Source organism: Pseudomonas sp. R4-15 (genome assembly GCF_055768815.1).
Genome location: NZ_CM147293.1, coordinates 1406367 through 1430184 on the forward strand (window position 1 = coordinate 1406367; position 23818 = coordinate 1430184).

The 23818-nt window shown below is 67.0% G+C and carries 21 protein-coding genes; 2 read left to right on the forward strand and 19 right to left on the reverse strand.

Annotated features, from left to right (window positions below; all coding sequences use genetic code 11):
- Window positions 1–194 precede the first annotated feature (194 nt).
- The 6 genes from ureC to qhpR form a co-directional block, all read right to left on the reverse strand.
- Window positions 195–1895, reverse strand: a complete 1701-nt coding sequence (gene ureC, locus ACYRGX_RS06590) for an urease subunit alpha (protein WP_473055808.1) — start codon at window positions 1893–1895, stop codon at window positions 195–197.
- 113 nt (window positions 1896–2008) lie between these two features.
- On the reverse strand, window positions 2009–2314 hold the full coding sequence (locus tag ACYRGX_RS06595; protein WP_473055809.1) for an urease subunit beta: 306 nt from the start codon (window positions 2312–2314) through the stop codon (window positions 2009–2011).
- A complete protein-coding gene (locus ACYRGX_RS06600; RefSeq protein ID WP_473055810.1) occupies window positions 2311–2820 on the reverse strand; it encodes a GNAT family N-acetyltransferase in 510 nt (169 codons plus the stop codon). Before ACYRGX_RS06600 ends, ACYRGX_RS06595 begins: the two co-directional genes overlap by 4 nt.
- A gap of 11 nt (window positions 2821–2831) precedes the next feature.
- On the reverse strand, window positions 2832–3134 hold the full coding sequence (gene ureA / locus ACYRGX_RS06605; protein ID WP_473055811.1) for an urease subunit gamma: 303 nt from the start codon (window positions 3132–3134) through the stop codon (window positions 2832–2834).
- 42 nt (window positions 3135–3176) lie between these two features.
- Window positions 3177–4010: an urease accessory protein UreD gene (locus tag ACYRGX_RS06610; protein WP_473055812.1), complete on the reverse strand. Its 834-nt coding sequence runs from the start codon at window positions 4008–4010 to the stop codon at window positions 3177–3179.
- Between the two features lie 62 nt (window positions 4011–4072).
- A complete protein-coding gene (qhpR, locus tag ACYRGX_RS06615; RefSeq protein ID WP_473055813.1) occupies window positions 4073–5131 on the reverse strand; it encodes an AraC-like transcriptional regulator QhpR in 1059 nt (352 codons plus the stop codon).
- Window positions 5132–5596: 465 nt separating this feature from the next.
- On the opposite strand from qhpR, the gene ACYRGX_RS06620 reads away from it, so the two are divergent.
- Both ACYRGX_RS06620 and eutC read left to right on the forward strand, forming a co-directional pair.
- Complete coding sequence (locus ACYRGX_RS06620; protein ID WP_473055814.1) at window positions 5597–7000, forward strand: ethanolamine ammonia-lyase subunit EutB; 1404 nt, start codon at window positions 5597–5599, stop codon at window positions 6998–7000.
- Entirely contained in the window at window positions 6997–7791 is a 795-nt protein-coding gene (gene eutC / locus ACYRGX_RS06625; RefSeq protein WP_473055815.1) for an ethanolamine ammonia-lyase subunit EutC, read from the forward strand. The genes ACYRGX_RS06620 and eutC overlap by 4 nt, the downstream gene beginning before the upstream one ends.
- 32 nt (window positions 7792–7823) lie before the next feature.
- Here eutC and urtE read toward each other — a convergent pair whose 3' ends face one another.
- The 13 genes from urtE to dusB form a co-directional block, all read right to left on the reverse strand.
- On the reverse strand, window positions 7824–8522 hold the full coding sequence (gene urtE / locus ACYRGX_RS06630; RefSeq protein ID WP_473055816.1) for an urea ABC transporter ATP-binding subunit UrtE: 699 nt from the start codon (window positions 8520–8522) through the stop codon (window positions 7824–7826).
- A 194-nt stretch (window positions 8523–8716) separates the two neighbouring features.
- A complete protein-coding gene (gene urtD / locus ACYRGX_RS06635; protein ID WP_473055817.1) occupies window positions 8717–9565 on the reverse strand; it encodes an urea ABC transporter ATP-binding protein UrtD in 849 nt (282 codons plus the stop codon).
- A complete protein-coding gene (gene urtC / locus ACYRGX_RS06640) occupies window positions 9562–10641 on the reverse strand; it encodes an urea ABC transporter permease subunit UrtC (RefSeq protein ID WP_473055818.1) in 1080 nt (359 codons plus the stop codon). Before urtC ends, urtD begins: the two co-directional genes overlap by 4 nt.
- On the reverse strand, window positions 10638–12209 hold the full coding sequence (gene urtB, locus ACYRGX_RS06645; RefSeq protein ID WP_473055819.1) for an urea ABC transporter permease subunit UrtB: 1572 nt from the start codon (window positions 12207–12209) through the stop codon (window positions 10638–10640). Before urtB ends, urtC begins: the two co-directional genes overlap by 4 nt.
- Before the next feature lie 75 nt (window positions 12210–12284).
- Window positions 12285–13550: an urea ABC transporter substrate-binding protein gene (urtA, locus tag ACYRGX_RS06650; RefSeq protein WP_473055820.1), complete on the reverse strand. Its 1266-nt coding sequence runs from the start codon at window positions 13548–13550 to the stop codon at window positions 12285–12287.
- A 61-nt stretch (window positions 13551–13611) separates the two neighbouring features.
- A complete protein-coding gene (locus ACYRGX_RS06655) occupies window positions 13612–14340 on the reverse strand; it encodes a GntR family transcriptional regulator (protein WP_473055821.1) in 729 nt (242 codons plus the stop codon).
- Between the two features lie 23 nt (window positions 14341–14363).
- Entirely contained in the window at window positions 14364–16163 is a 1800-nt protein-coding gene (atzF, locus tag ACYRGX_RS06660) for an allophanate hydrolase (protein WP_473055822.1), read from the reverse strand.
- Window positions 16164–16325: 162 nt separating this feature from the next.
- Entirely contained in the window at window positions 16326–18620 is a 2295-nt protein-coding gene (locus ACYRGX_RS06665; protein ID WP_473055823.1) for a response regulator, read from the reverse strand.
- A 124-nt stretch (window positions 18621–18744) separates the two neighbouring features.
- Window positions 18745–20034 carry a phosphoribosylamine--glycine ligase gene (gene purD, locus ACYRGX_RS06670; protein ID WP_473055824.1) on the reverse strand — a complete coding sequence of 430 codons (1290 nt, stop codon included), beginning with the start codon at window positions 20032–20034 and terminating at the stop codon, window positions 18745–18747.
- 12 nt (window positions 20035–20046) lie between these two features.
- The gene (locus ACYRGX_RS06675; protein ID WP_473055825.1) at window positions 20047–20679 is read right to left on the reverse strand and encodes a hypothetical protein; all 633 of its coding nucleotides are present in this window, start codon (window positions 20677–20679) and stop codon (window positions 20047–20049) included.
- A gap of 107 nt (window positions 20680–20786) precedes the next feature.
- A complete protein-coding gene (purH, locus tag ACYRGX_RS06680; RefSeq protein WP_473055826.1) occupies window positions 20787–22394 on the reverse strand; it encodes a bifunctional phosphoribosylaminoimidazolecarboxamide formyltransferase/IMP cyclohydrolase in 1608 nt (535 codons plus the stop codon).
- Window positions 22395–22461: 67 nt separating this feature from the next.
- Window positions 22462–22782: a DNA-binding transcriptional regulator Fis gene (gene fis, locus ACYRGX_RS06685; protein ID WP_473055827.1), complete on the reverse strand. Its 321-nt coding sequence runs from the start codon at window positions 22780–22782 to the stop codon at window positions 22462–22464.
- Complete coding sequence (dusB, locus tag ACYRGX_RS06690; RefSeq protein WP_473055828.1) at window positions 22779–23780, reverse strand: tRNA dihydrouridine synthase DusB; 1002 nt, start codon at window positions 23778–23780, stop codon at window positions 22779–22781. The genes fis and dusB overlap by 4 nt, the downstream gene beginning before the upstream one ends.
- Between the last annotated feature and the right edge of the window lie 38 nt (window positions 23781–23818).

The window sequence follows — 23818 nt, forward strand, 5'->3', positions numbered from 1 at the left end:
TGAGCTGATTGCCGCAGTGCTCGAGCCTTTGCCGGGACGCGCAGGGCGGGCCCCGTAGGATGGGGCGAGCGCAGCGATACCCATCGGGCGGGCTGAGGAGATCGCTGGGCCCACGCTATCCCACGCAGCCGCAGCCGCAGCCGCAGCCGCAGCCGCAGCCGCAGCCGCAGCCGCAGCCGCAGCCGCAGCCGCAGTCAGAACAGGAAGTAACGCTGCGCCATCGGCAGTTCGTCCGCCGGTTCGCACCAGAGCAGTTGGCCATCGGCCTTGACCTGGTAGTTCTGCGGGTCGACCTCGATGTCCGGGGTGTAGCCGTTGTGGATCAGGTCTTCCTTCTTCAGGGTGCGGCAGCCCTTCACCACGCCGATCTTCTTCTGCAGGCCGAGCTTCTCGGGCACGCCCGCCTGCTGTGCGGCCTGGCTGATGAAGGTCAGGCTGGTGGCGTGAAGGGCGCCGGCGTAGCTTGCGAACATCGGCCGGTAGTGCACCGGCTGCGGGGTGGGGATGGAGGCGTTGGCATCGCCCATCAGGCTCGCGGCGATGGCACCTCCCTTGAGGATCAGGGTCGGCTTGACGCCGAAGAACGCCGGGCGCCAGAGCACCAGGTCGGCGAACTTGCCCACTTCGATGGAGCCGACCTCGTGGCTGATGCCGTGGGTCAGCGCCGGGTTGATGGTGTACTTGGCGATGTAGCGCTTGACCCGGAAGTTGTCGTTGCCGGGGGCATCCTCGGGCAGCGCGCCGCGCTGTTTCTTCATCTTGTCGGCGGTCTGCCAGCAGCGCGTGATGACCTCGCCGACACGGCCCATGGCCTGGCTGTCGGAGCTGATCATGGAGAACGCGCCCAGGTCGTGGAGGATGTCTTCGGCGGCTATGGTTTCGCGGCGGATGCGGCTTTCGGCGAAGGCCACGTCCTCGGCGATGCTCGGGTCCAGGTGGTGGCAGACCATGAGCATGTCCAGGTGCTCGTCGATGGTGTTCTTGGTGAACGGCCGGGTCGGGTTGGTCGAGGACGGCAGCACGTTGGAGAAGCCACAGGCCTTGATGATGTCCGGGGCGTGGCCGCCACCGGCACCTTCGGTGTGGTAGGTGTGGATGGTGCGGCCCTTGAAGGCGCCCAGGGTGGTTTCGACGAAGCCGGACTCGTTCAGCGTGTCGGTGTGGATCGCCACCTGGATGTCGTACTGGTCGGCCACGCTCAGGCAGTTGTCGATCGCCGCCGGGGTGGTGCCCCAGTCTTCGTGCAGCTTCAGGCCGATGGCGCCGGCTTCGACCTGCTCGATCAGCGGGCCGGGCAGGGAGACGTTGCCCTTGCCGGTGAAGCCGATGTTCATCGGGAAGGCATCGGCGGCCTTGAGCATCTGCGCCATGTGCCACGGGCCGGGGGTGACGGTGGTGGCGTAGGTGCCGGTGGCAGGTCCGGTGCCGCCACCGATCATGGTGGTGGTGCCGCTCATCAGCGCTTCCTCGATCTGCTGCGGGCAGATGAAGTGGATGTGCGTATCGATGCCGCCGGCGGTGAGGATCATGCCTTCACCGGCGATGACTTCGGTGGCGCCGCCGATGGCGATGGTCACGTCGGGCTGGATGTCCGGGTTGCCGGCCTTGCCGATGCCGGCGATGCGGCCGTCCTTGAGGCCGACGTCAGCCTTGACGATGCCCCAGTGGTCGACGATCAGCGCGTTGGTGATGACGGTGTCGACCACCTCGGCGGCGAGCAACTGGCCCTGGCCCATGCCGTCGCGGATGACCTTGCCGCCGCCGAACTTCACTTCGTCGCCGTAGGTGGTGAAGTCCTTCTCCACCTCGATCCAAAGCTCGGTGTCGGCCAGGCGCACCTTGTCGCCGACGGTGGGGCCGAACATGTCGGCGTAGGCTTGGCGGGAAATCTTCATGGTGAGTCCTGTCCGTAGGATGGGTCAGTCACGCAGGGACGTAACCCATCGATTGTTGGCAGTGATAGGTTTCGCTTCGCTCAACCCATCCTACGAATGCCGTGTGGCTGCGATCACAGCTCGCCCATCACGCGTCCGGCGAAGCCGAACACGCGGCGCTCGCCGGCCAGCTCGACCAGTTCGACCTCGCGGCTCTGCCCCGGCTCGAAGCGCACCGCGGTGCCGGCCGGGATGTTCAGGCGCATGCCGCGGCTGGCCGCGCGGTCGAAGGCCAGCGCATCGTTGGTCTCGAAGAAGTGGAAGTGCGAGCCGACCTGGATCGGCCGGTCGCCGCTGTTGGCCACCGTCAGGGTCAGGGTGCGGCGGCCGGCGTTGATTTCTATCTCGCCGTCCTGGATCTGGTATTCACCGGGAATCATCGGGGACGCTCCGCGTTGTCTAGGGTGAGTTGCATGAGGGTGAGGTCCAGCCAGCGGCCGAACTTGCAGCCGACCTGGGGCATCTGGCCGATGTGGCGGAAACCCAGTTGCTGATGCAGATGGATGGAGCCACGGTTCTCGCTTTCGATGGCGCCGACCATCACGTGCAGGCCGGCGCGGCGGGCGCGTTCGATCAGCGCTTCCATCAGCGCCCGGCCGAGGCCCGCGCCGCGTTGGCCATCGCGGACGTAGACCGAGTGCTCGACGCTGTAACGGTAGCCGTCATGGGGGCGCCAGGGGCCATAGCTGGCGTAGCCGAGGACCTGCCCCGCATCGTCCAGCGCGACCAGCACCGGGTAGCCGCCGGCCACGCGCTCGGCATGCCAGGCGCGGCGGTTGTCCAGGTCGACCTCGTGGTCGTTCCAGATCGCCGTGGTGTGCACTGCAGCGTTGTAGATCTGCAGGATGCCGGCCAGGTCCTGGTCGCGTGCGTCGCGAATTTTCATGGTCACCTCGCTCAGGCGATCGGCTGATGCACCGTGACCAGCTTGGTGCCATCGGGGAAGGTCGCTTCGATCTGGATTTCCGGGATCATCTCCGGCACGCCTTCCATCACCTGGTCGCGGCTGAGCAGGGTGGTGCCGAAGTGCATCAGGTCGGCCACGCTGCGGCCATCGCGGGCGCCTTCGAGCAGCGCCGCGGAGATGTAGGCCATGGCCTCGGGATAGTTGAGTTTGACGCCGCGCGCCAGGCGCCGCTCGGCCACCAGGCCGGCGGTGAAGATCAGCAGCTTGTCTTTCTCGCGGGGGGACAGGTCCATTCTTTCGCTCCAGGGAGGATTCGTCGGGGCCGCCGGGCGGCCTCAGGTATTCCAGATTCGTGGCGGCATGGCCTCGCGGCCGAGCAGCGCCGGGCGCAGCAGGCGCCAGAGTTCGATCAGCCAGGCGCGCGCATGCAGCGCCTCGTCGGCCAGACAGCGGGCGACCAGCAGGCCGGGCAGTTGGGTCAGGTCGCCGCGCACCGGCCCGCCGACATCGCGGGCGCGCTCCAGCAGTTCGCTGCTGGCTTCGCCGCTGATCAACAGGGTTGCGAACACGGTACGGCCATCCAGACCGAGGGGGGAATCGAGCAGGCCGTCGCCGCCCGCCACACGCTGGCGCTCGTGCCACAGCGGCAGTCCGTCGCGCCGGATGTCCAGGCGCGACTGGAAATAACCGGCGTCGAAGCGCTCGGCGGCGGCGGGCCGACCGAGGGCGACTACGTCCCAGTAACACAGACGGGCGTCGCCGGTCAGCTCGATGCGGGTGTTCAGTTCGGCCTGGGCGCCGCTGTAGACGATGGTCTCCTGGGGCAGCCACTCCAGCGTGGCGCCTGCGGCGACCTGGATGTCCAGGCTCTGGTAGGCGGGGCCGGCGGCGCGGTACCACTTGGCGGCGCCGGGACTGGTGAGTTGCACCCAGGCGTCGTTTTCTGCGCGGACGGCGATGTCCAGGCGATCACCGCCGGCGATGCCCGCGGGCGGATGCACGATGATGTGCTGGCAGACGCGCGGGCCCTCCGCATAGAGGTGCTTCTGCACCCGCAGCGGGCCGAGGTGGCGGCGCATCACCGGGCGCGTGCTGTCGCCGAAACGGGCATAGGCCAATTCCAGTTCGGCGTGCCAGGCGGGCGTGAAAGTAGAGAGGGCTATGGTCATGCGAAATCTGTCGGTGGCAAGAACGCCAGTGTAGGGGGCTATGGGCTGCTTTGTCCCGGCGGTCAGGTTTGTTTGTGGCGCCACTGTCGGGGGCTGACGTCGAACCAGCGGCGAAACGCGCGGGAGAAGGCGCTGGTTTCCGAGTAGCCGAGCAGGGGCGCCAGTTCGCTGATCGAGAGATTCTGGCGCAGGTAGTGCAGGGCCAGTTCTCGGCGGACCTGATCGACCAGCGAGGAAAAGCTCAGGCTGCGCTCGCGCAGCCGGCGTTGCAGGCCCTGGGGCGTCATCTCCAGTTCCGCGGCCAGGCGTTCCAGGCTCGGCTCGCCCTGCAGCAGGTGTCCGTGTAGCAGGCTGCGCGCCTGTTCGACCAGTTCCGGCTGGCGCCGGGCCTGTGCGCCGAGGCGGGTGAGGGCGTCCTGCATGACCAGCAGCAGCATCGGATCGGCATCCGGCATGGCGTGCCCGGTGAGCTCCTGCTTGGGGATGAACATCGCGTTGCACGGCTGGTTGAACAGCACGGGCGCATCGAACGCCTGCTGGTGCTCGTGCCAGGCTTCCGGTCGGGCGTGCTCGAAGTGCAGCATGCGTGGCGCCCAGTGGGCACCGCGGACGTGGCGAATCAGATTGAGCAGCATGCCCATGGTCAGCTCGGCGTCCTGGCGCTTGCCGAGGATGGCGGCGTGTTCCACACGATAGTCGAAGCGGTAATGGTCGCCGCAGTCGCGCAGGCTGATCAGCGTGTCGTGCTGGTGGTAGGGAAAGGCTGCCGCGAAGTTGCGCAGGGCCTGTTCCAGATCCGTCGAGCAGAGCCCGATGTAGCCGAGCAGACCCAGCGCCTGTGGGCGGAACTGCTGGCCATAGCGCAGACCGAAGTTGTCGCAGCCCGACTGCGTTGCGGCCTCCTCCATGACCCGGCAGTAGCTGCCCAGGTCCAGGCTCATGGTCGGGTGGCGCATGCGCTCCGGGTCGATGCCGGCGATGCCGAGCACGCGTTCGGCATCGCCGCCCTGGCGGGCGATGAAGGTGTCCAGGCCGGTGGCGGCTGCCGATAGCACGCCGAGGTTGCCGTCGGCGGCGAGGCTGGCCCCGAGGCCTGCATGACGGTCGAGATTGGGCAGCATGGCGTGGAATACGAGTCGAGGTTATGCCGCGCTCAAGCAATTCTCATGCCTCGCGGTGCGGGTGCGCCTGAGGGTGTCGCGGCGATGATGGATACCAGGGATGCGACATTATGGTGCTTATTTGCCCCAAACAAGGGCGCTCGTGTCGATTTGACCGCAGACGTCGGCCGCGCACGATCTGCGGTCAAGTCTTGCTTGTTACGTCGGGTTACTCTCGACACGGTGGTTGCAGGCATGAGTAAGACACGACTCAAACCCACCTTGGGGACCCTGCCCCTGTGGGGTAGGCTGATTGACGACCCGGGCAAGCCGTTGCGCTGTTCGGCGGCGGTGTGGGCAACCGGCAGGGCATGAGCCCGACCGCGTCGATGATGCGATAGCAATATCCGATGCCAGCGGCATGCTCGTGCTGATCACTTCGGGTCGCCGCGAGTCGGCCCCACGGCTTTTCTTAGGAGGCAGACCATGAGCGGTTTCGTTCACCACGTCGGCCAGCAGTCCTGGCGCTTCGACAGCCTACGCGAGCTGATGGCCAAGGCCACTCCGGCGCGCTCCGGCGACGTGCTCGCCGGTGTTGCGGCCAGTACCGATGCCGAGCGTGTCGCCGCGCAGATGACCCTCGCCGAGGTGCCCCTCAAGCGCTTTCTCGATGAGGCACTGATTCCCTACGAACAGGACGAGGTAACGCGCCTGATCATCGATGGTCATGACCGCGTGGCCTTCGCGCCGGTCAGCCATCTCACCGTCGGCGATTTCCGCGACTGGCTGCTTTCCGAGCAGGCCGACGAGGCCAGCCTGCGAGCGCTGGCGCCGGGGCTGACGCCGGAGATGGTCGCCGCGGTATCGAAGATCATGCGCGTGCAGGACCTGATCCTGGTGGCGCAGAAGATTCGCGTAGTCAGCCGCTTCCGCAACACCATCGGCCTGCGCGGGCGCATGTCCACGCGACTGCAGCCCAACCATCCCACCGACGACCCCGCCGGGGTCGCCGCCAGCGTGCTCGACGGGCTGCTCTACGGCAACGGTGACGCGGTCATCGGCATCAACCCGGCGACCGACAGCACCAGCGGCATCTGCGACCTGCTGCACATGCTCGACGCGATCATCCAGCGCTACGAGATTCCCACCCAGGCCTGCGTGCTGACCCACGTCACCACCTCCATCGAGGCGATCGAGCGTGGCGCGCCGGTGGACCTGGTGTTCCAGTCGATCGCCGGCACCCAGGCGACCAACGAGAGCTTCGGCATCAGCCTGGCGATGTTGCAGGAGGGCTACGAGGCCGGCCTGTCTCAGAAACGGGGCACGGTCGGCGAGAACCTCATGTACTTCGAGACGGGGCAGGGTAGTGCGCTCTCTGCCAACGGCCACCACGGTGTCGACCAGCAGACCTGCGAGACCCGCGCCTACGCCGTGGCGCGGCACTTCAAGCCGCTGCTGGTGAACACCGTGGTCGGCTTCATCGGCCCGGAGTACCTGTACAACGGCAAGCAGATCATCCGTGCCGGCCTGGAAGACCACTTCTGCGCCAAGCTGATCGGCGTGCCGATGGGCTGCGACATCTGCTACACCAACCACGCCGAGGCTGACCAGGACGACATGGACATGCTGCTGTCCCTGCTGGGCATGGCCGGCATCAACTTCATCATGGGCATTCCCGGCTCGGACGACGTCATGCTCAACTACCAGACCACTTCCTTCCACGACGCGCTCTACGCGCGTCAGGTCCTGGGCCTGAAGCCTGCGCCGGAATTCGAGACCTGGCTGGCGAAGATGGACATCCTGCATCAGCGTGACGGGCGCCTACGCCTCGGTGCGCCGGTGCCCGAGGCGTTTCGCCACGCGCTGGCCAACCTGGGAGGCGCGGCATGAGCGATATCCCCAATCCCTGGGAGGCGCTGCGCCAACTGACGCCGGCGCGCATCGCCCTGGGCCACACCGGCACCAGCCTGCCGACGTCGGCGCAACTGGACTTCCAGTATGCCCACGCCCAGGCGCGCGACGCGGTGCACCTGCCGCTGGACCGCGAGGCGCTGCAGGGGCAACTGGAAGCCAGTGGGTATAGCGTGCTGCAACTGCACAGTGCGGCGCCGGATCGACACACCTATCTGCAGCGTCCCGATCTCGGGCGGCGGCTGGATTCGTCATCCGTCGAGCGCCTGCGCGAGCATGCCAAGAGCCATCCGGATGGCTACGAGCTGGCCATCGTGGTCGCCGACGGCCTCTCTGCCCTGGCCGTCGAGCGGCATACGCTGCCGTTCCTGGAACGCTTGCGCGAGCAGTCCCACGAGAACGAGTGGAGCCTGGCGCCGCTCTGCCTGGTCGGGCAGGGGCGCGTCGCGGTGGGTGACGAGGTCGGCGAGTTGCTCGGTGCGCGCATGGTGGTGATGCTGATCGGCGAGCGTCCGGGACTCAGTTCACCGGACAGCCTGGGTCTGTACTTCACCTACGCGCCGCGCGTCGGGCTCACCGATGCGGCGCGCAACTGCATCTCCAACGTGCGCCTGGAGGGGCTGAGCTATGGCCTCGCGGCGCACAAGCTGCTGTACCTGATGCGCGAGGCCTGCCGCCGGCAACTCTCCGGGGTGAACCTCAAGGACGAAGCGCAGATGGCTACCCTCGGAGGTGGCGACTCGTCACGAAACTTCCTGCTCGGCAACTGAACCCCCACCGGGCAGGAAGGTGGCTGAGGGCGTTAGATGGCGACCAGCCCGCGCACGCCCTCGGCTTCCATGTCCGCACCGCGGCCGCGCTGGACGATCTCGCCGCGACTCATCACCAGGTACTGGTCGGCCAGCTCGGCGGCGAAGTCGTAGAACTGCTCGACCAGCAGGATCGCCATGTCGCCGCGCTCGGCGAGCTGCTTGATCACCGCGCCGATCTCCTTGATCACCGACGGCTGGATGCCCTCGGTCGGCTCGTCGAGGATCAGCAGGCGTGGCTGGCTGGCCAGCGCGCGACCGATCGCCAACTGTTGCTGCTGGCCGCCGGAGAGGTCGCCACCGCGACGCTGCTTCATCTCGCGCAGCACCGGGAACAGCTCGTAGATGAATTCCGGTACGGCCTTGGCCTGGCGTCCGGGAAAGCGCGACAGGCCCATCAGCAGATTTTCCTCGACCGTGAGGCGGCCGAAGATCTCGCGGCCCTGCGGCACGTAGGCGATGCCGGCCTCGACCCGCTGGTGCGGCTTGAGGCCGGTGATCGCCCGGCCTTCCCAGTTCACCGCGCCGTCCTTGGCCGGGATCAGCCCCATCAGGCAGCGCAGCAGGGTGGTCTTGCCCACGCCGTTGCGCCCCAGCAGGCAGGTGACTTCGCCGATGTTGACCTCGAAGGACAGCCCGCGAAGGATATGGCTGCCGCCGTAGTACTGGTGTAGCTCGCTGACTTGCAGCATGTCGTTGTCCTTTGTGCGTGTGGCCCATGGGGCACGTTCGCGGGGTTGTCGCTCAGGGCTTGCGTGTGAAACCTAATCGATGGGAATCGTCGCTACGCGACTCGTCCCATCCTACGGGCGCGGGGTGCAACCGTGGCTTGTAGCCCGTAGGGTGGGTTGAGCGAAGCGATACCCATCAGGTGTAACGCAACCGCTCAGCGTCCCAGATACACCTCGATCACCCGCTCGTCGTTCTGCACCGCGTCCAGCGAGCCCTCGGCGAGCACGCTGCCCTGGTGCAGCACGGTGACGTGGTCGGCGATCGCGCCGACGAAGCCCATGTCGTGCTCCACCACCATCAGCGAGTGCTTGCGCGCCAGCGACTTGAACAGCTCGGCGGTGAACTCGGTCTCGGCATCGGTCATCCCCGCCACCGGCTCGTCGAGCAGCAGCAGCGCCGGCTCCTGCATCAGCAGCATGCCGATCTCGAGGAACTGCTTCTGGCCGTGGGAGAGCAGCCCTGCCGGGCGCTCACGTTCGCCATGCAGACGGATCGTCGCGAGTACCTCGTCGATGCGCTCGCGCTGCTCGCCGGAGAGCTTGGCGCGCAGGCTGGACCACACCGACTTGTCGGTCTTCTGTGCCAGCTCCAGGTTCTCGTACACCGTCAGGGCCTCGAACACCGTCGGCTTCTGGAACTTGCGGCCGATCCCGGCCTGGGCGATTTCCACTTCGCTCAGGCGGGTCAGGTCCAGGGTTTCGCCGAAGAACGCCTTACCGTTGTCCGGGCGTGTCTTGCCGGTGATGACGTCCATCAGGGTCGTCTTGCCGGCGCCGTTGGGGCCGATGATGCAGCGCAGTTCACCGACGCCGATGTACAGCGTGAGGTCGGTCAGCGCACGGAAGCCATCGAAACTGACGTTGATGTCCTCCAGGGTCAGGATGGTGCCGTGGCGGGTATCCAGGCCGCCACTGCTGGCGCGGCCGAGACCGATCGCATCGCGCGCGGCACCGGCGTCGCGGTTACCGAACACCAGGGGTTCGCTGTTGGGGCCGGCGTTCATCGTTCACCTCGCTTGTGCATCAGACCAATCACGCCGCGTGGCAGGTACAGCGTCACCACGATGAACAGCGCGCCGAGGAAGAACAGCCAGTATTCCGGGAAGGCCACGGTGAACCAGCTCTTCATGCCGTTGACCAGGCCGGCGCCGAGCAGCGGGCCGACCAGCGAGCCACGCCCGCCCAGGGCCACCCACACGGCGGCCTCGATGGAATTGGTCGGCGACATCTCGCTGGGGTTGATGATGCCCACCTGTGGCACGTAGAGCGCCCCGGCCAGACCGCAGATCACCGCCGACAGCACCCAGACGAACAGCTTGTAGCCGCGCGGATCGTAGCCGCAGAACATCAGCCGGTTCTCCGCATCGCGCAGCGCGGTGAGCACACGGCCGAACTTGCTGCGCGCCAGCCGCCAGCCCAGCCACAGGCTGGCCACCAGCAGCGCCACGGTGGCGAGGAACAGCGCGGCGCGCATGCCCTGGGTGGTCAGGCCGAAGCCGAGCAGGGTGGTGAAGCCGGTGAAGCCGTTGTTGCCGCCAAAGCCGGTCTCGTTGCGGAAGAACAGCAGCATCGCGGCGAAGGTCAGCGCCTGGGTCATGATCGAGAAGTACACGCCCTTGATCCGCGAGCGGAAGGCGAAGAAGCCGAACACCAGCGCCAGCAGGCCGGGCACCAGCACCACCAGCAGCAGGCACCAGAGGAAGCTGGAGGTGCCGTACCAGTACCAGGGCAGCTCGTTCCAGGCGAGGAAGCTCATGAACGCCGGCAGGCCGTCACCGGCGGCCTGGCGCATCAGGTACATGCCCATGGCGTAGCCGCCGAGGGCGAAGAACAGGCCGTGGCCCAGCGACAGCAGGCCGGCATAACCCCAGACCAGGTCCAGGGCGAGGGCGACGATGGCGTAGCAGAGGATCTTGCCGACCAGGGTCAGGGTGTAGGCCGAGACCTGCAGCGGGCTGTCCGCCGGCAGCAGGTGCAGGATGGGGAGGGCGATGAGCACCGCGAGGACGAGGCCAAGCACGCCCAGGGTGACGGTCGGGCCGGCCTTGCGCGCGGCGGTGACGGCGAGTGGCTGGTTCAATCGATGACCCTCCCCTTGAGGGCGAAGAGGCCCTGCGGGCGCTTCTGGATGAACAGGATGATCAGCGCGAGGATCAGGATCTTGCCGAGCACCGCACCGATCTGCGGCTCGAGGATCTTGTTCGCCACGCCCAGGCCGAAGGCCGCGAGGATGCTGCCGGCGAGCTGGCCGACGCCGCCGAGCACCACCACCAGGAAGGAGTCGATGATGTAGCCCTGGCCGAGGTCCGGGCCGACGTTGCCGATCTGGCTCAGGGCCACGCCGCCGAGGCCGGCGATGCCCGAGCCGAGGCCGAAGGCGAGCATGTCCACGCGCCCGGTGGGCACGCCGCAGCAGGCGGCCATGTTGCGGTTCTGGGTGACCGCGCGCACGTTCAGGCCCAGCCGCGTCTTGTTCAGCAGCAGCCAGGTGAGCAGCACCACGAACAGCGCGAAGCCGATGATCACGATGCGGTTGTAGGGCAGCACCAGGTTGGGCAGCACCTGCCAGCCGCCGGACAGCCAGTAGGGGTTGGCCACCTCGACGTTCTGCGCGCCGAACAGCACGCGCACCAACTGGATGAGCATCAGGCTGATCCCCCAGGTCGCCAGCAGGGTTTCCAGGGGGCGGCCGTAGAGATGGCGGATGATGCCGCGCTCCAGCGCCATGCCGATCGCGGCGGTGACCAGGAAGGCCACCGGCAGTGCCGCCAGCGGGTAGAGCGCCAGGGCGCCAGGGGCGAATTTCTGGAAGCCCAGTTGCACCATGTAGGTGGTATAGGCGCCGAGCATGAGCATCTCGCCGTGGGCCATGTTGATCACCCCGAGCAGGCCGAAGGTGATCGCCAGGCCCAGCGCGGCAAGCAGCAGGATCGAGCCCAGCGACAGGCCGCTGAAAGCCTGGCCGAGCAGATCGCCGACCATCAGCCGGCGCTTCACCTGCGCCAGGCTGGTCTCGGCAGCGGTACGTACCTGCGCATCGGTTTCGCCGCCGTCGGCGAGCAAGGCTTCCAGACGGGCGCGGGCGCGCGGCTGGCCGGTCTCGCCGAGCAGACGCACGGCGGTCAGGCGGATCGCCGGGTCAGGGTCGGCCAACTGCAGGTTGGCCAGGGCCAGGCCGAGGGCTTCTTTCACGCTGCCGTCTTCCTCGGCGTCGAAGCGTTCGCGCAGCAGCGGACGTTGTTCGGCGCGGGCGCTGCGTTGCAGCTGCTCGGCGGCGGCCAGGCGCACGCCGGGGTTTTCCGCGACCAACTCATGACTGGCCAGTGCGGTGTTGATCAACCCGCGCAGGCGGTTGTTCAGGCGCACCTTGCGCGGCGTGCCGTCGGGCTGTGAGGCGCCCTCCAGGGCGCGCCAGGCATCGCCCTCTTCGGCGAAGGGCTGGTCGGCGTCGTCGCCGGCGAGGCGTCCGTCGCGAAGGATTTCCAGTAGCTCCAGGCGTTGCGGTGCGGGGTGCGCCGCCCAGTCCTGCAGCAGCTTGGCCTGGTTGGAGGAATTGGCGGCGACGAAGTCGGCCGCATCACCCGCCCAGGCGCCAACGGGCAGCAGCAGGGACAGGCTCAACAGAATGCGGAGCAAGGCAGTGGGCATGGGGCAGCCCTCGATATGTGGCGTGCGGCAGGAAGTGCCGGGCGGCGAGGAAGCCGCCCGGCGGTACAGCAAGACTTAGTTGGACTTCACCGGATGGTCCGGCTTCTTGTCGTTGCCTTCGATGTAGGGGCTCCACGGCTGCGCGCGGATCGGCTCCTCGGTCTGCCAGACCACGGAGAACTGACCGTCGTCCTGGACCTCGCCGATCATCACCGGCTTGTGCAGGTGGTGGTTGGTCTTGTCCATGGTCAGGGTGAAGCCGCTGGGCGCGTCGAAGGTCTGCCCGGCCATCGCCTCGCGGACCTTGTCGACGTCGGTGGTGCCGGCCTTCTCGACCGCCTGCGCCCACATGTGCAGGCCGACGTAGGTGGCCTCCATCGGGTCATTGGTGACCACGGTGTCGGCGTTGGGCAGCTTGTGCGACTTGGCGTAGGCCTTCCAGTCGGCGACGAACTTCTCGTTCACCGGGTTCTCCACGGACTGGAAGTAGTTCCAGGCCGCCAGCTGGCCGACCAGCGGCTTGGTGTCGATGCCGCGCAGTTCTTCCTCGCCGACCGAGAAGGCCACCACCGGGATGTCGGTGGCTTCGATGCCCTGGTTGGCCAGTTCCTTGTAGAACGGCACGTTGGAGTCGCCGTTGACGGTGGAGACCACGGCGGTCTTGCCGCCGGCGGAGAACTTCTTGATGTTGGCGACGATGGTTTGGTAATCGCTGTGGCCGAAGGGGGTGTAGACCTCTTCGATGTCCTTGTCCTGCACGCCCTTGCTGTGCAGGAAGGCGCGCAGGATCTTGTTGGTGGTGCGCGGGTAGACGTAGTCGGTACCGAGCAGGAAGAAACGCTTGGCGGAGCCGCCGTCCTCGCTCATCAGGTATTCCACCGCCGGAATCGCCTGCTGGTTCGGCGCGGCGCCGGTGTAGAAGACGTTGGGCGACATTTCCTCGCCTTCGTACTGCACCGGGTAGAACAGCAGGCCGTTGAGTTCTTCATAGACCGGCAGTACGGATTTGCGCGAGACGCTGGTCCAGCAGCCGAAGGTCACCGCGACCTTGTCCTGGGTCAGCAGCTGGCGGGCCTTCTCGGCGAACAGCGGCCAGTTGGAGGCCGGGTCGACCACCACCGGCTCGAGCTGCTTGCCGAGTACGCCGCCCTTGGCGTTGATCTCGTCGATGGTCATCAGCGCCATGTCCTTGAGCGAGGTCTCGGAGATGGCCATGGTGCCGGACAGCGAGTGCAGGATGCCGACCTTGATGGTTTCGGCGGCCTGGACGGTCCAGCTCATGCCCATGGCGGCGATGGACGCGGAAAGAGTGAAGGCCTTGATCAGGCTGCGACGTTGCATGGTGCGATCTCCATTCACAGTGGTAAATCAGTGGACAGCTCGTTGTCATTCGGCAGTTTTTTCAAGGCGCTGCATCGCCTTCCAACGCTACGGCCCTAGCGCTATGCAGCCTGTGCAAGGTGATCTTGCGGACTTCCGCCTTGCTCACGCCGATGTGGGTTCTCAGCAAGAGCTGTGCCTCTTCGCTGCGCCGGGCGAAAATCGCGCCCAGTATTCGTGCGTGTTCTTCATAGGTCGCGGCGACCCGTGGCGCCTGCGTGAAGTCGAGCCTGCGGACGATTCGGATCTTTTCGCTGACCTCCCGGTGCAAACGCGCCATCTCCCGGTTTCCGGCGGCTTCGACGAGGGTGCAGTGAAAGTGTTCGTCGAGCTGCGAGAGCAGAACCCCGTCGCTGAGGCGGTCATGCTCATGCACCATCCAGGAACTCGTGAGTTGTTCAAGTGCGTCGTCGTGCTTCGTATTGGTGCGTTCGCATAGCCGCTTCACCGCCTCCAGTTCGAGCACCACGCGCACGTCGTAGAGGTCTTCCAGGTGCTCGAAGTCGAGGGCACGGACCTGCCAGCCGCTCCGGAAATAAACCTCCAGGTAGCCGTCACGCTCCAGTCGATGCAACGCCTGGCGAACGGGCGTGCGGCTGGCGGCCACGCGCTCGGCGATCTCGCCCTCGGAAAAGCGATCGCCAGGCAGCAGGCGGAACTCGAAGATGTCGTCCTTGAGTTGCTGGTAAATGCGTTCAGCGAGGTTCTCCCGACCTTCCCGGTCGGTGTTTCGCGGCCTGCGCAGTTGCATTGGGGTGGGCTCTCCCGTGCCGCTCAGGCACGCGTCTGGCTGGCGATGAAGGCGCGCCAGCCACCGAAGGCGGTGATGTCGCGGGCATCGCCCAGGGCCCAGGGTTCGCAGATGAAGCCCTTGACGCTGCGTCCGTCGGCCAGCGTCAGGTTGCCGATGCCCAGCGGCGCGGGGATCTCCGCGACGAATTCGCCGAAGCGCGCCAGGGGGATGTCCCACAGCTCGACGATGATCGCGCTGCCATCGCTGGCGACCCGCGCCAGGCCCGGCTTGGGCGGCACGGTGCCGGCCAGGGCGTAGAGGCGGTAGTCGGGCGAGGTGAGGGTCTGCTCGACCAGCACCGCGTCGCGCGTGGTCAACTGGAAGTTCAACGGCATGCCGGTGAGGTGGGCACCGACCACGGCGACCCGTACGCTGCCGGCGGCCACCGCGCTGCTGGGCTGCTGCGTCGGCAGCGGGCGACCGGTGGCGCCCAGGGGCAGCGCCAGGCTGGCTTGCCAGCGTTTGCTGAAGGCGGCCAGCGCCAGGTCGTGCCAGGCGGGGGCGAGCAAGGTGATGCCAGCGGGTAGGCCGTCCTCGCGCAAGCCGGCGGGCAGCGCCAGGGCGGACAGATCGGCGAGGTTGGTGAAGTTGGTGTAGGTGCCGAACTGGCTGTTGAACAGCACCGGTTCCTGCTTCATCTCGTCGAGGGTGCGGATGGTCGGCGAGGTCGGCACTACCAGGGCGTCGAAACCCTCCAGTGCATCGTTGATTCTGCGTGCGAGCTCGGCGCGCAGGTACTCGGCCTTGTAGGCGTCGCAGGCGCTGTACTGGTGGCCGCTCTCGACGATGCCGCGCACCACCGGGTCGATGTGCGCCGGGTCGACGTTCTCCACGGCGACCGTGCGCTCGGCGACCCAGGAGCCGTAGTAGAGCTGCTCGGCCAGTTCGCGGAAGGGCGCGAAGTCGATGGATTTCAGCGTGACGCCGAGGGCCTTGAGCTGTTCCAGGGCCTGCTCGAAGACCGCCTGGTTCTGGCTGTCGCCAAAGAATTCCAGACTGTCCGGGACGGCGAAGATCGGCGCGGCGGGCATGCCCACCGGCGCACTGTTGGGGTTCTTGCGCGAGTAGGCGTCCGCGCCGTCGTAGCCGCCGGCGATGCCGGCCACGGTCTGCGCATCATCCACGGTGAGGGCGAAGACCGAGATGCAGTCGACGGTGCGGCAGGCCGGCACCAGCCCGGTATTCGGCAGCCAGCCCTTGGTCGGCTTGAGCCCGACGATATTGTTGAAGCCCGCCGGCACACGCCCGGAGCCGGCGGTATCGGTGCCCAGGGAGAAGGGCACCAGGCCGCGGGCCACCACGCTGGCCGAGCCGGAGCTGGAACCACCGCTGACGTAATCCGGATTGAAGCTGTTAGGCACCGCGCCGTGCGGCGAACGGGTACCGACCAGGCCGGTGGCGAACTGGTCCAGGTTGGTCTTGCCGATCAGGATGGCGCCGGCCGCACGCAGCCGCGCCACGACGGTGGCATCGGCAGTCGCCGTGTAGGCGAACGCGGGGCAGGCCGCGGTGGTGCTCCAGCCGGCGGCGTCGATGTTGTCCTTGATCGCGAAGGGCACGCCATACAGCGGCAGCTTGCCCAGATCGCCGCCTACCGCCTGGAGGCGTGCGTCCAACTCCAGCAGTTGGCTATCCAGTTGAGCGGCGCTGGCCAGGTGAATCCAGGCATTGTCAGCGGCGCTCAGCGCTTGGCGCAGGGCATGCAGGCACTCGGTGGCCGAGTGTCCGTCGAGATAATTCTGCTGCCACTCGGCAAGCGTCAACGCGGAGAGGTGGGACATGCTGCAGGATTCCATCTTGTATACAAGGTGAAATCCTGAAGGCAAGCGCTATGCCACTGCTGCGAGAGGGCGATTCTTCGGGGGCGTGGGGCGCTGCCTGGGCGTCCGCGCAGGGGCGTCTGCCCGGCGCGGGTGCGTTGGCGAGCGATTATGGTGCGAGGCTCAGGAGCTTGCCCGCTGTTCGACCCAGTGCTGCAGGGTATTGCGCAGTTGCGAGAGTTCCACCGGCTTGCTCAGGTGACCGTCCATACCCGCCTGGCGGCTCCTCTCACGTAGCTCCTGATCGGTATGCGCGGTGAGCGCGACCACCGGCGTGCGGGGGCGTTGCTGCTGCCGCTCCCACAGGCGCAAGCGTTCGGTGGCGTCGAAGCCGTCCATCTGGGGCATTTCGCAGTCCATCAGCACCAGGTCGTAGTGCTCGTGTTGCAGGGCCTGCAGGGCCTGGGCGCCGTCGCCGACCAGGTCGGGCTGTACGTCCAGCTTGTTCAGCATGCTGCGGATCACCCGCGCGGACACCTCGTTGTCCTCGGCGACCAGTACGCGAAAATCGTCGGGAATGTCCTGCTCCGCGCTGGGCGGAGGGGTGCCCGGGGCGCGTGCCAGCTCCTCGGCCAGTGTCGTGCGCAGCGTGTAGCCAGCGACCGGTTTGGCGAGTACGCGCTTGATCCCGGCATTGCGTGCGGGGACCTTTCCCGGAGCGTCCGGGTGGCCGCTGAGCATGACCAACAGCAGATCCTCGCGCAGGACCTTGTCCTCCATGATCCGCGAGGCCAATTGCAACCCGGTCATGCCGGGCATCTGCTGGTCCAGAATGACCGCATCGAAGCGCTCGCCCAGATGCGCGCGGGTGCGCAGCATGGCCAGTGCCTCGGCGCCCGACGCCGCCGCCTGCGCCTGGATGCCCCAGGCGGCACATTGCTGCAGCAGTACCTTGCGGCAGGTCTGGTTGTCGTCGACGATCAGCAGGCGCACGTCCTGCAGCGCGGCGTCATTGCCGCGTTCGGGTTGCGGTGGCAGGCTGCCGGGCAGCTCGACGCTGAACCACAGGCTGTTGCCCTGGCCGGCTACGCTGTTGCTCCAATGGAAACTGCCGTTCATCAAGGTCGCCAGGCGCCGGGCCACCAGCAGGCCCGAGGCGACCGGGTCAGCGGCGCCCTCTGCGTTACTTCCGGCCAGCCACTGCTCGCGCTGTTCCACTGCCAGTGGGCGGCCATCGTCCTGCACACTGACGCGCAGGCGCGTGACGTCGCCGGAGGACTCCTCCAGGTTCAGGCCCAGTAGCACCTCGCTGACCCCTTCGCGCTGAAAGGCCTGTTCCAGCAGCGCCCGGAGAATCTGCCGCAGGCGCGCCGGATCGCCACAGAGCACCCGCGGCATCTGTGGCTGCACGTAGGTGATGAGCTCCACGCCCGCATCGGCTGCGCGCAGGCGCAGGGCGTCCAGGCACTCATCGAGCAAGGCCTGCAGATCGAACTGGACTTCGGCCAGCTCGATCTTGCCGGATTCGAGGCGAACCCGGTCGAGCACGTCGTCGAGTTGCCCCAGCAGTTCGGTGCCGGCGGCCTGCAGGGTTCTGACGTAGTCGCGCTGCTTGGCCGACAGCGGGCTGCCGAGCAGCAGTTCGGCCATTCCCAGGATGCCGTTCATCGGCGTGCGAATGTCGTGGGCGACACGGGTGAGCAGCGCACTACCGCTGCGCTCATGGCCTTCCTTGAGGGATGCCTGCAGACGGGCGTGATGCGCCTGCAGGCGGAGCTGGCGCTGCTGCTCGCTGTAGTTCCCGCCCAATAGCAGCGCACACAGCCAGGCCATGGCCAGCAGGGACAGGGTTTGCCAGGGAGCGATGGGAGCCAGGCCGGCGAGGGTCGGCAGCAGGGCGCCGGCGCAGATGCCAAAGGCCGCCAGTGCAGCGAGCGACAGCCAGGCATGGCGCGCAGCGTTGCGCTGTTCGCGAAGCGCACGCCACAGCGCAGTCAGCAGTGCCAGCGCGCCCAGCAGCGTGAGAACGGCGGGCATGCCGGCGACGGCGCTGGCCAGGCAGGCCAGGGCAAACAGCAGCAGTAGCCACAGGTAGCAACGGGAGGGCAGCCATGCGTGAAACGCCTGGCCGGCAAGCGCGCTGAGTGCGGCGATCAGGCCCAGGTGCAGGAGCAGCCAGGACGTCGGTCCTTCGGCCGCGAGGCTATCCAATGCGCTGCCGACCACGCTGAGCAGTAGCGCGGCGTGCAGAAGCGCCAGCCAGGCGTGGCGGCCGTTGGCGTGACGCAATCCGAGCAGCAGGTGCATCCCCACGCTCATCAGCAGCAGTCCGGCCAACAGGCCTTGCAGCAGTAGCATCGGCGCCTGGGCAGGGGACATGGCGCTGGCAGGGGAGAGATCGGCAGCCAGCGCCGCCGCGGAAAACAGCAGTCCCGGCGGGATGAGCAGCGCAAGAGCGGAGACACGGGGGCCGGGCACGATCGAATTCCCTTCGGTTGGCGTGGCGGCAGTATAAGTCAGCTGGCCGGTCGCGGACATCGCCTTGGTACAGGCGGTGCCCGCAGACGGGGCCGCGAACCGGGGTTCGACAGCCCCGCCAGGCTCAGCCTTCGCCGCGCTCGCGGGCGATCGCGCGGTAGCCGATGTCCTTGCGGTAGAAGCAGCCGTTCCAGCGGATCTTCTCGGCCAGGCGATAGGCTTGCTGCTGGGCCGATTCGACGCTGTTGCCGATGGCGGTGGCGCAGAGTACGCGGCCGCCGCTGGTGACCACCTGGCCATCCTTGAGCGCGGTGCCGGCGTGGAACACCTTGCCGTCCAGCGCGGCGGCAGCGTCCAGGCCTTCGATCACATCACCCTTGGCGTAGTCGCCCGGATAGCCGCCCGCGGCCAGCACCACGCCCACCGTCGGACGCGGGTCCCAGCGTGCCTCGACCTTGTCCAGCGCGCGTGCCAGGGCGGCCTCGACCAGCAGCACCAGCGAGCTTTCCAGACGCACCATGATCGGCTGGGTTTCCGGGTCGCCGAAGCGGCAGTTGAACTCGATCACCTTGGGGGCGCCGGAGGCGTCGATCATCAGTCCCGCGTAGAGGAAGCCGGTGTAGACGTTGCCTTCCTCGGCCATGCCGCGCACGGTCGGGTAGATCACTTCGTCCATGACCCGCTTGTGTACCTCGGCGGTGACCACCGGAGCCGGCGAGTAGGCGCCCATGCCGCCGGTGTTCGGGCCGCTGTCGCCGTCGCCGACGCGCTTGTGGTCCTGGCTGGTGGCCATGGGCAGCACGTTCTGGCCGTCGACCATGACGATGAAGCTGGCTTCCTCGCCGTCTAGGAACTCCTCGATCACCACCCGCGCGCCGGCGTCGCCGAAGGCGTTGCCGGAGAGCATGTCGCGCACCGCTTCTTCGGCTTCTGCGAGGGTCATGGCGACGATCACGCCCTTGCCCGCGGCCAGGCCGTCGGCCTTGATCACGATGGGCGCGCCCTGCTCGCGCAGGTAGGCCAGGGCCGGCTCGACTTCGGTGAAGTTCTGGTAGGCGGCGGTGGGGATCTGCTGGCGCGCGAGGAAATCCTTGGTGAAGGCCTTGGAGCCTTCCAGCTGCGCGGCGGCGGCGGTGGGGCCGAAGATGTCCAGGCCTCGCGAGCGGAACAGGTCGACCACGCCTTTGACCAGCGGCGCCTCGGGGCCGACGATGGTCAGTTGCACGTTCTGCTCGGCGAAGTCCGCCAGTTGTTCGATGGCCAGCACGTCGATGGCGACGTTCTCGCACTTGGTCTCGGTGGCAGTACCGGCGTTGCCGGGGGCGACGAAGACCTTGGTCACACGCGCATCCTGCGCCACTTTCCAGGCCAGGGCGTGTTCGCGACCGCCGCTGCCGATGATCAGTACGTTCATGAGGGTTCGCTCTTATCGGTTGCTCGTGCCGTCGTGCGACGACTGCGGATAGAGGGTGGCGAGGAAGTCATCGACCAGCCAGTCGACCTCCTCCTGCAGCTTTTCATCTCGCCGGTGAGGGCGGCTGTAGAAGTTCGAAGTGCCCTTGAGCAGGACATCGCTCGGTTTGTCCGTGCGTTCCAGCGACCAACTGATCAGGGCGTAATACTCTTCTTCCGCCTGGTGGATGCCCGTCAGGCCCACGGTCTTGGGGAAAATCACCAGGCGGTGCGTGGCACCACTGGCTTGTTCTTCTTTGCGATTGAGCATCGTGACCAGGCCAACCGGGATCATTTTCCCGTAGCCCTCGGCACTGCCCTTCTCTGCGGCGGAAAAACTCTGACCGAAGGTCGAGTCTTCATACCAGAGCCAGTGCGTGGTCACGCCGTGGCGGGCCAGACGCTCGTCCAGGGTCTTCTGGAACACCGGAAACAGCTTTTCACCGGTGTACTCGCGGCGGGCGTCGAGGAAGCTGTAGATGTAGAGATTCCGGACCTGTTCGGGGTGAAGGTCGTTCTGGCGCTTTTCCTCGGTGAACGAGGAGTGGCCGGCACAACCGCCGAGCATCAGCAATAGCAGGGGAATCAGAAATTTGCCGCAACGCATGTGACAGGGTTCCTGGGCTCAAGGGGCACGGAGAGTGCCAGCACAGCGAAACGCGCATCGCCGCTGTGCTGGCCCGCGAAGGTCCAGCGCAGCGGCGATGGACGCCATCAGTGACGGAAGTGGCGCATGCCGGTGAACACCATGGCGATGTTCGCTTCGTCGGCGGCGGCGATCACCTCGGCGTCGCGCATCGAGCCACCGGGCTGGATCACCGCGGTGATGCCGGCCTTGGCGGCGTTGTCGATGCCGTCGCGGAAGGGGAAGAAGGCGTCCGAGGCCATCACCGCACCGGGCACCGGCAGGCCGGCGTGCTCGGCCTTGATCGCGGCGATGCGCGCGGAGTTGACGCGGCTCATCTGGCCGGCGCCGACACCGACGGTCTGGCGGTTCTTGGCGTAGACGATGGCGTTGGATTTGACGAACTTGGCCACTTTCCAGGCGAACACCAGGTCGTGGATTTCCTGTTCGGTGGGCTCGCGCTTCGTCACCACCTTGAGGTCGGCGGCCTGGATCATGCCGATGTCGCGGCTCTGCACCAGCAGGCCACCGTTGACGCGCTTGAAGTCCCAGCCGGCGCTGCGCTCGGCGGGCCACTGGCCGCACTCGAGCAGGCGCACGTTGGCCTTGGCGGCGACCACGTCGCGGGCCTCGGCGGAAACGCTGGGGGCGATGATGACTTCGACGAACTGGCGCTCGACGATGGCACGGGCGGTTTCGCCGTCCAGTTCGCGGTTGAAGGCGATGATGCCGCCGAAGGCGGATTCGCTGTCGGTGGCGTAGGCCAGTTCGTAGGCCTGGCGGATGCCACCTTCGTCTTCCGGAACCACGGCGACGCCGCAGGGGTTGGCGTGCTTGACGATCACGCAGGCCGGCTTGACGAAGCTCTTCACGCATTCCAGCGCCGCATCGGTGTCGGCGACGTTGTTGAAGGACAGTTCCTTGCCTTGCAACTGGCGCGCGCTGGCAACGCTGGCTTCGGCCGGCTGCGCCTCGACGTAGAAGGCCGCCTGCTGGTGCGGGTTCTCACCGTAGCGCATGTCCTGCGCCTTGATGAACTGGCTGTTGAAGGTGCGCGGGAACAGGTGGCGATCTTCGGTGGAAAGCGTCTCGGCGCTCTGCTCGATGGTGCCCAGGTAGTTGGCGATCATGCCGTCGTAGGCGGCGGTGTGCTCGAACGCCTTGAGCGCCAGGTCGAAGCGCTGGGCGTAGGTCAGGCCGCCGGCCTTGAGGCCTTCGACGATGCCGGCGTAATCACCGGCGTTGACCACGATGGCGACGTCCTTGTGGTTCTTCGCGGCGCTGCGGACCATGGTCGGGCCGCCGATGTCGATGTTCTCGATGGCGTCGGCCAGGGTGCAGCCGGGCTTGGCCACGGTGGCGGCGAAAGGGTACAGGTTGACCGCGACCAGGTCGATCGGCTTGATGCCGTGCTCGTCCATCACTGCGCCGTCCAGCGCCCGACGGCCGAGGATGCCGCCGTGGATCTTCGGGTGCAGGGTCTTCACCCGGCCGTCCATCATTTCCGGGAAGCCGGTGTAGTCGGCGACTTCCACGGCGGCCACGCCGTTGTCCTTGAGCAGCTTGTAGGTGCCGCCGGTGGAGAGAATCTCCACGCCGAGGGCGACCAGCTCACGGGCGAAGTCGAGGATTCCGGTTTTGTCGGAGACGCTGATCAGCGCGCGGCGGACGGGGAGGCGGGTGCTTTGGTCGGTCATCTGTAAGCCATCTTGGATGAAAGATCGAACGTGCCGGGGCGGGAAGCCGGGCTGCCCGCCGCCGGGATCAGAGCAGGTCGTACTGCTTGAGTTTCTTGCGCAGGGTGCCGCGGTTCAGGCCCAGCAGCTCGGAAGCCTTGGTCTGGTTGCCCTTGACGTATTCCATGACGCTTTCCAGCAGCGGTGCCTCGACTTCGGAAAGGACCAGGTCGTAGACGTTGGTCACCGGAGCCCCTTCGAGATGGGCGAAGTAATTGCGCAGGGCCTTCTCGACGCTGCCGCGCAGGGTCTGACCCTCTTCGCTGGGGGCGCTCAGATGTTCCTTGAAGTTGAGATCGTCACTCACGGGTAGTGCCCCATTGGAAAAATTCTCGGCCATGGTCGTCATGCCGCCACTCCTGTTTCTTCTTGGTTGCGCCGTTCGGCGAAGAACGCGCGGACCTCGGCGTACTGGGCCTCGGCCGTTTCCAGCGTGTTGAAATGACTACGGAACCCCTTGCTCCCCGGGTGCGTAGCCAGGTACCAGCCGACGTGCTTGCGCGCGATGCGCACGCCCATCGGTTGGCCGTAGTGCTCGTGCAGCGCCGCCAGGTGCTCCAGCAGGAGGTCGCGGACCTCCTCCAGAGGCGGCGCCGGAAGTTCCTCGCCGGTGGCGAGGAAGTGTGCGATTTCTCGGAATATCCAGGGCCTGCCCTGGGCGGCGCGACCGATCAGCAGGCCGTCGGCGCCGGTGTGCGCGAGCACCTCGCGGGCCTTGTGCGGCGAATCGATGTCGCCGTTGGCGAACACCGGGATCTGCAGTGCCTGCTTGATCCGGGCGATGGTGTCGTACTCCGCCTCGCCGGTGTAGAGATCGGCGCGGGTGCGGCCGTGTACCGCGAGGGCGGCGATGCCGCTTTCCTGGGCGATCCGCGCGACGTTCAGGCCGTTGCGGTTATCGCGATCCCAACCCGTGCGGGTCTTCAGGGTGACCGGCACGTCGACCGCGGCGACCACCGCCTCGAGGATGCGCGCGACGAGGAGCTCGTCCTTCATCAGCGCCGAGCCGGCTGCCTTGCTGCAAACCTTCTTCGCCGGGCAGCCCATATTGATGTCGATGATCTGTGCGCCCAGTTCGACGTTGGCGCGCGCCGCGTCGGCGAGCATCTGCGGATCGCCGCCGGCGATCTGCACCGAGCGTGGCTCGGCATCCCCGGCATGCAGCAGGCGCAGGCTGGACTTGCGGCTGTGCCACAGGCTGACGTCGCTGGTCACCATCTCGGACACCACCATGCCGGCACCCAGGCGCCGGCAGAGCGTGCGAAAGGGGCGATCGGTGACGCCCGCCATGGGCGCGAGGATCAGCGAATTGGGCAAGGTGTAAGGGCCGATGCGTACCGTCGACATAGGTCTTCCGTGGAAGTCGGGTGTGCCTGGGAGCTGCG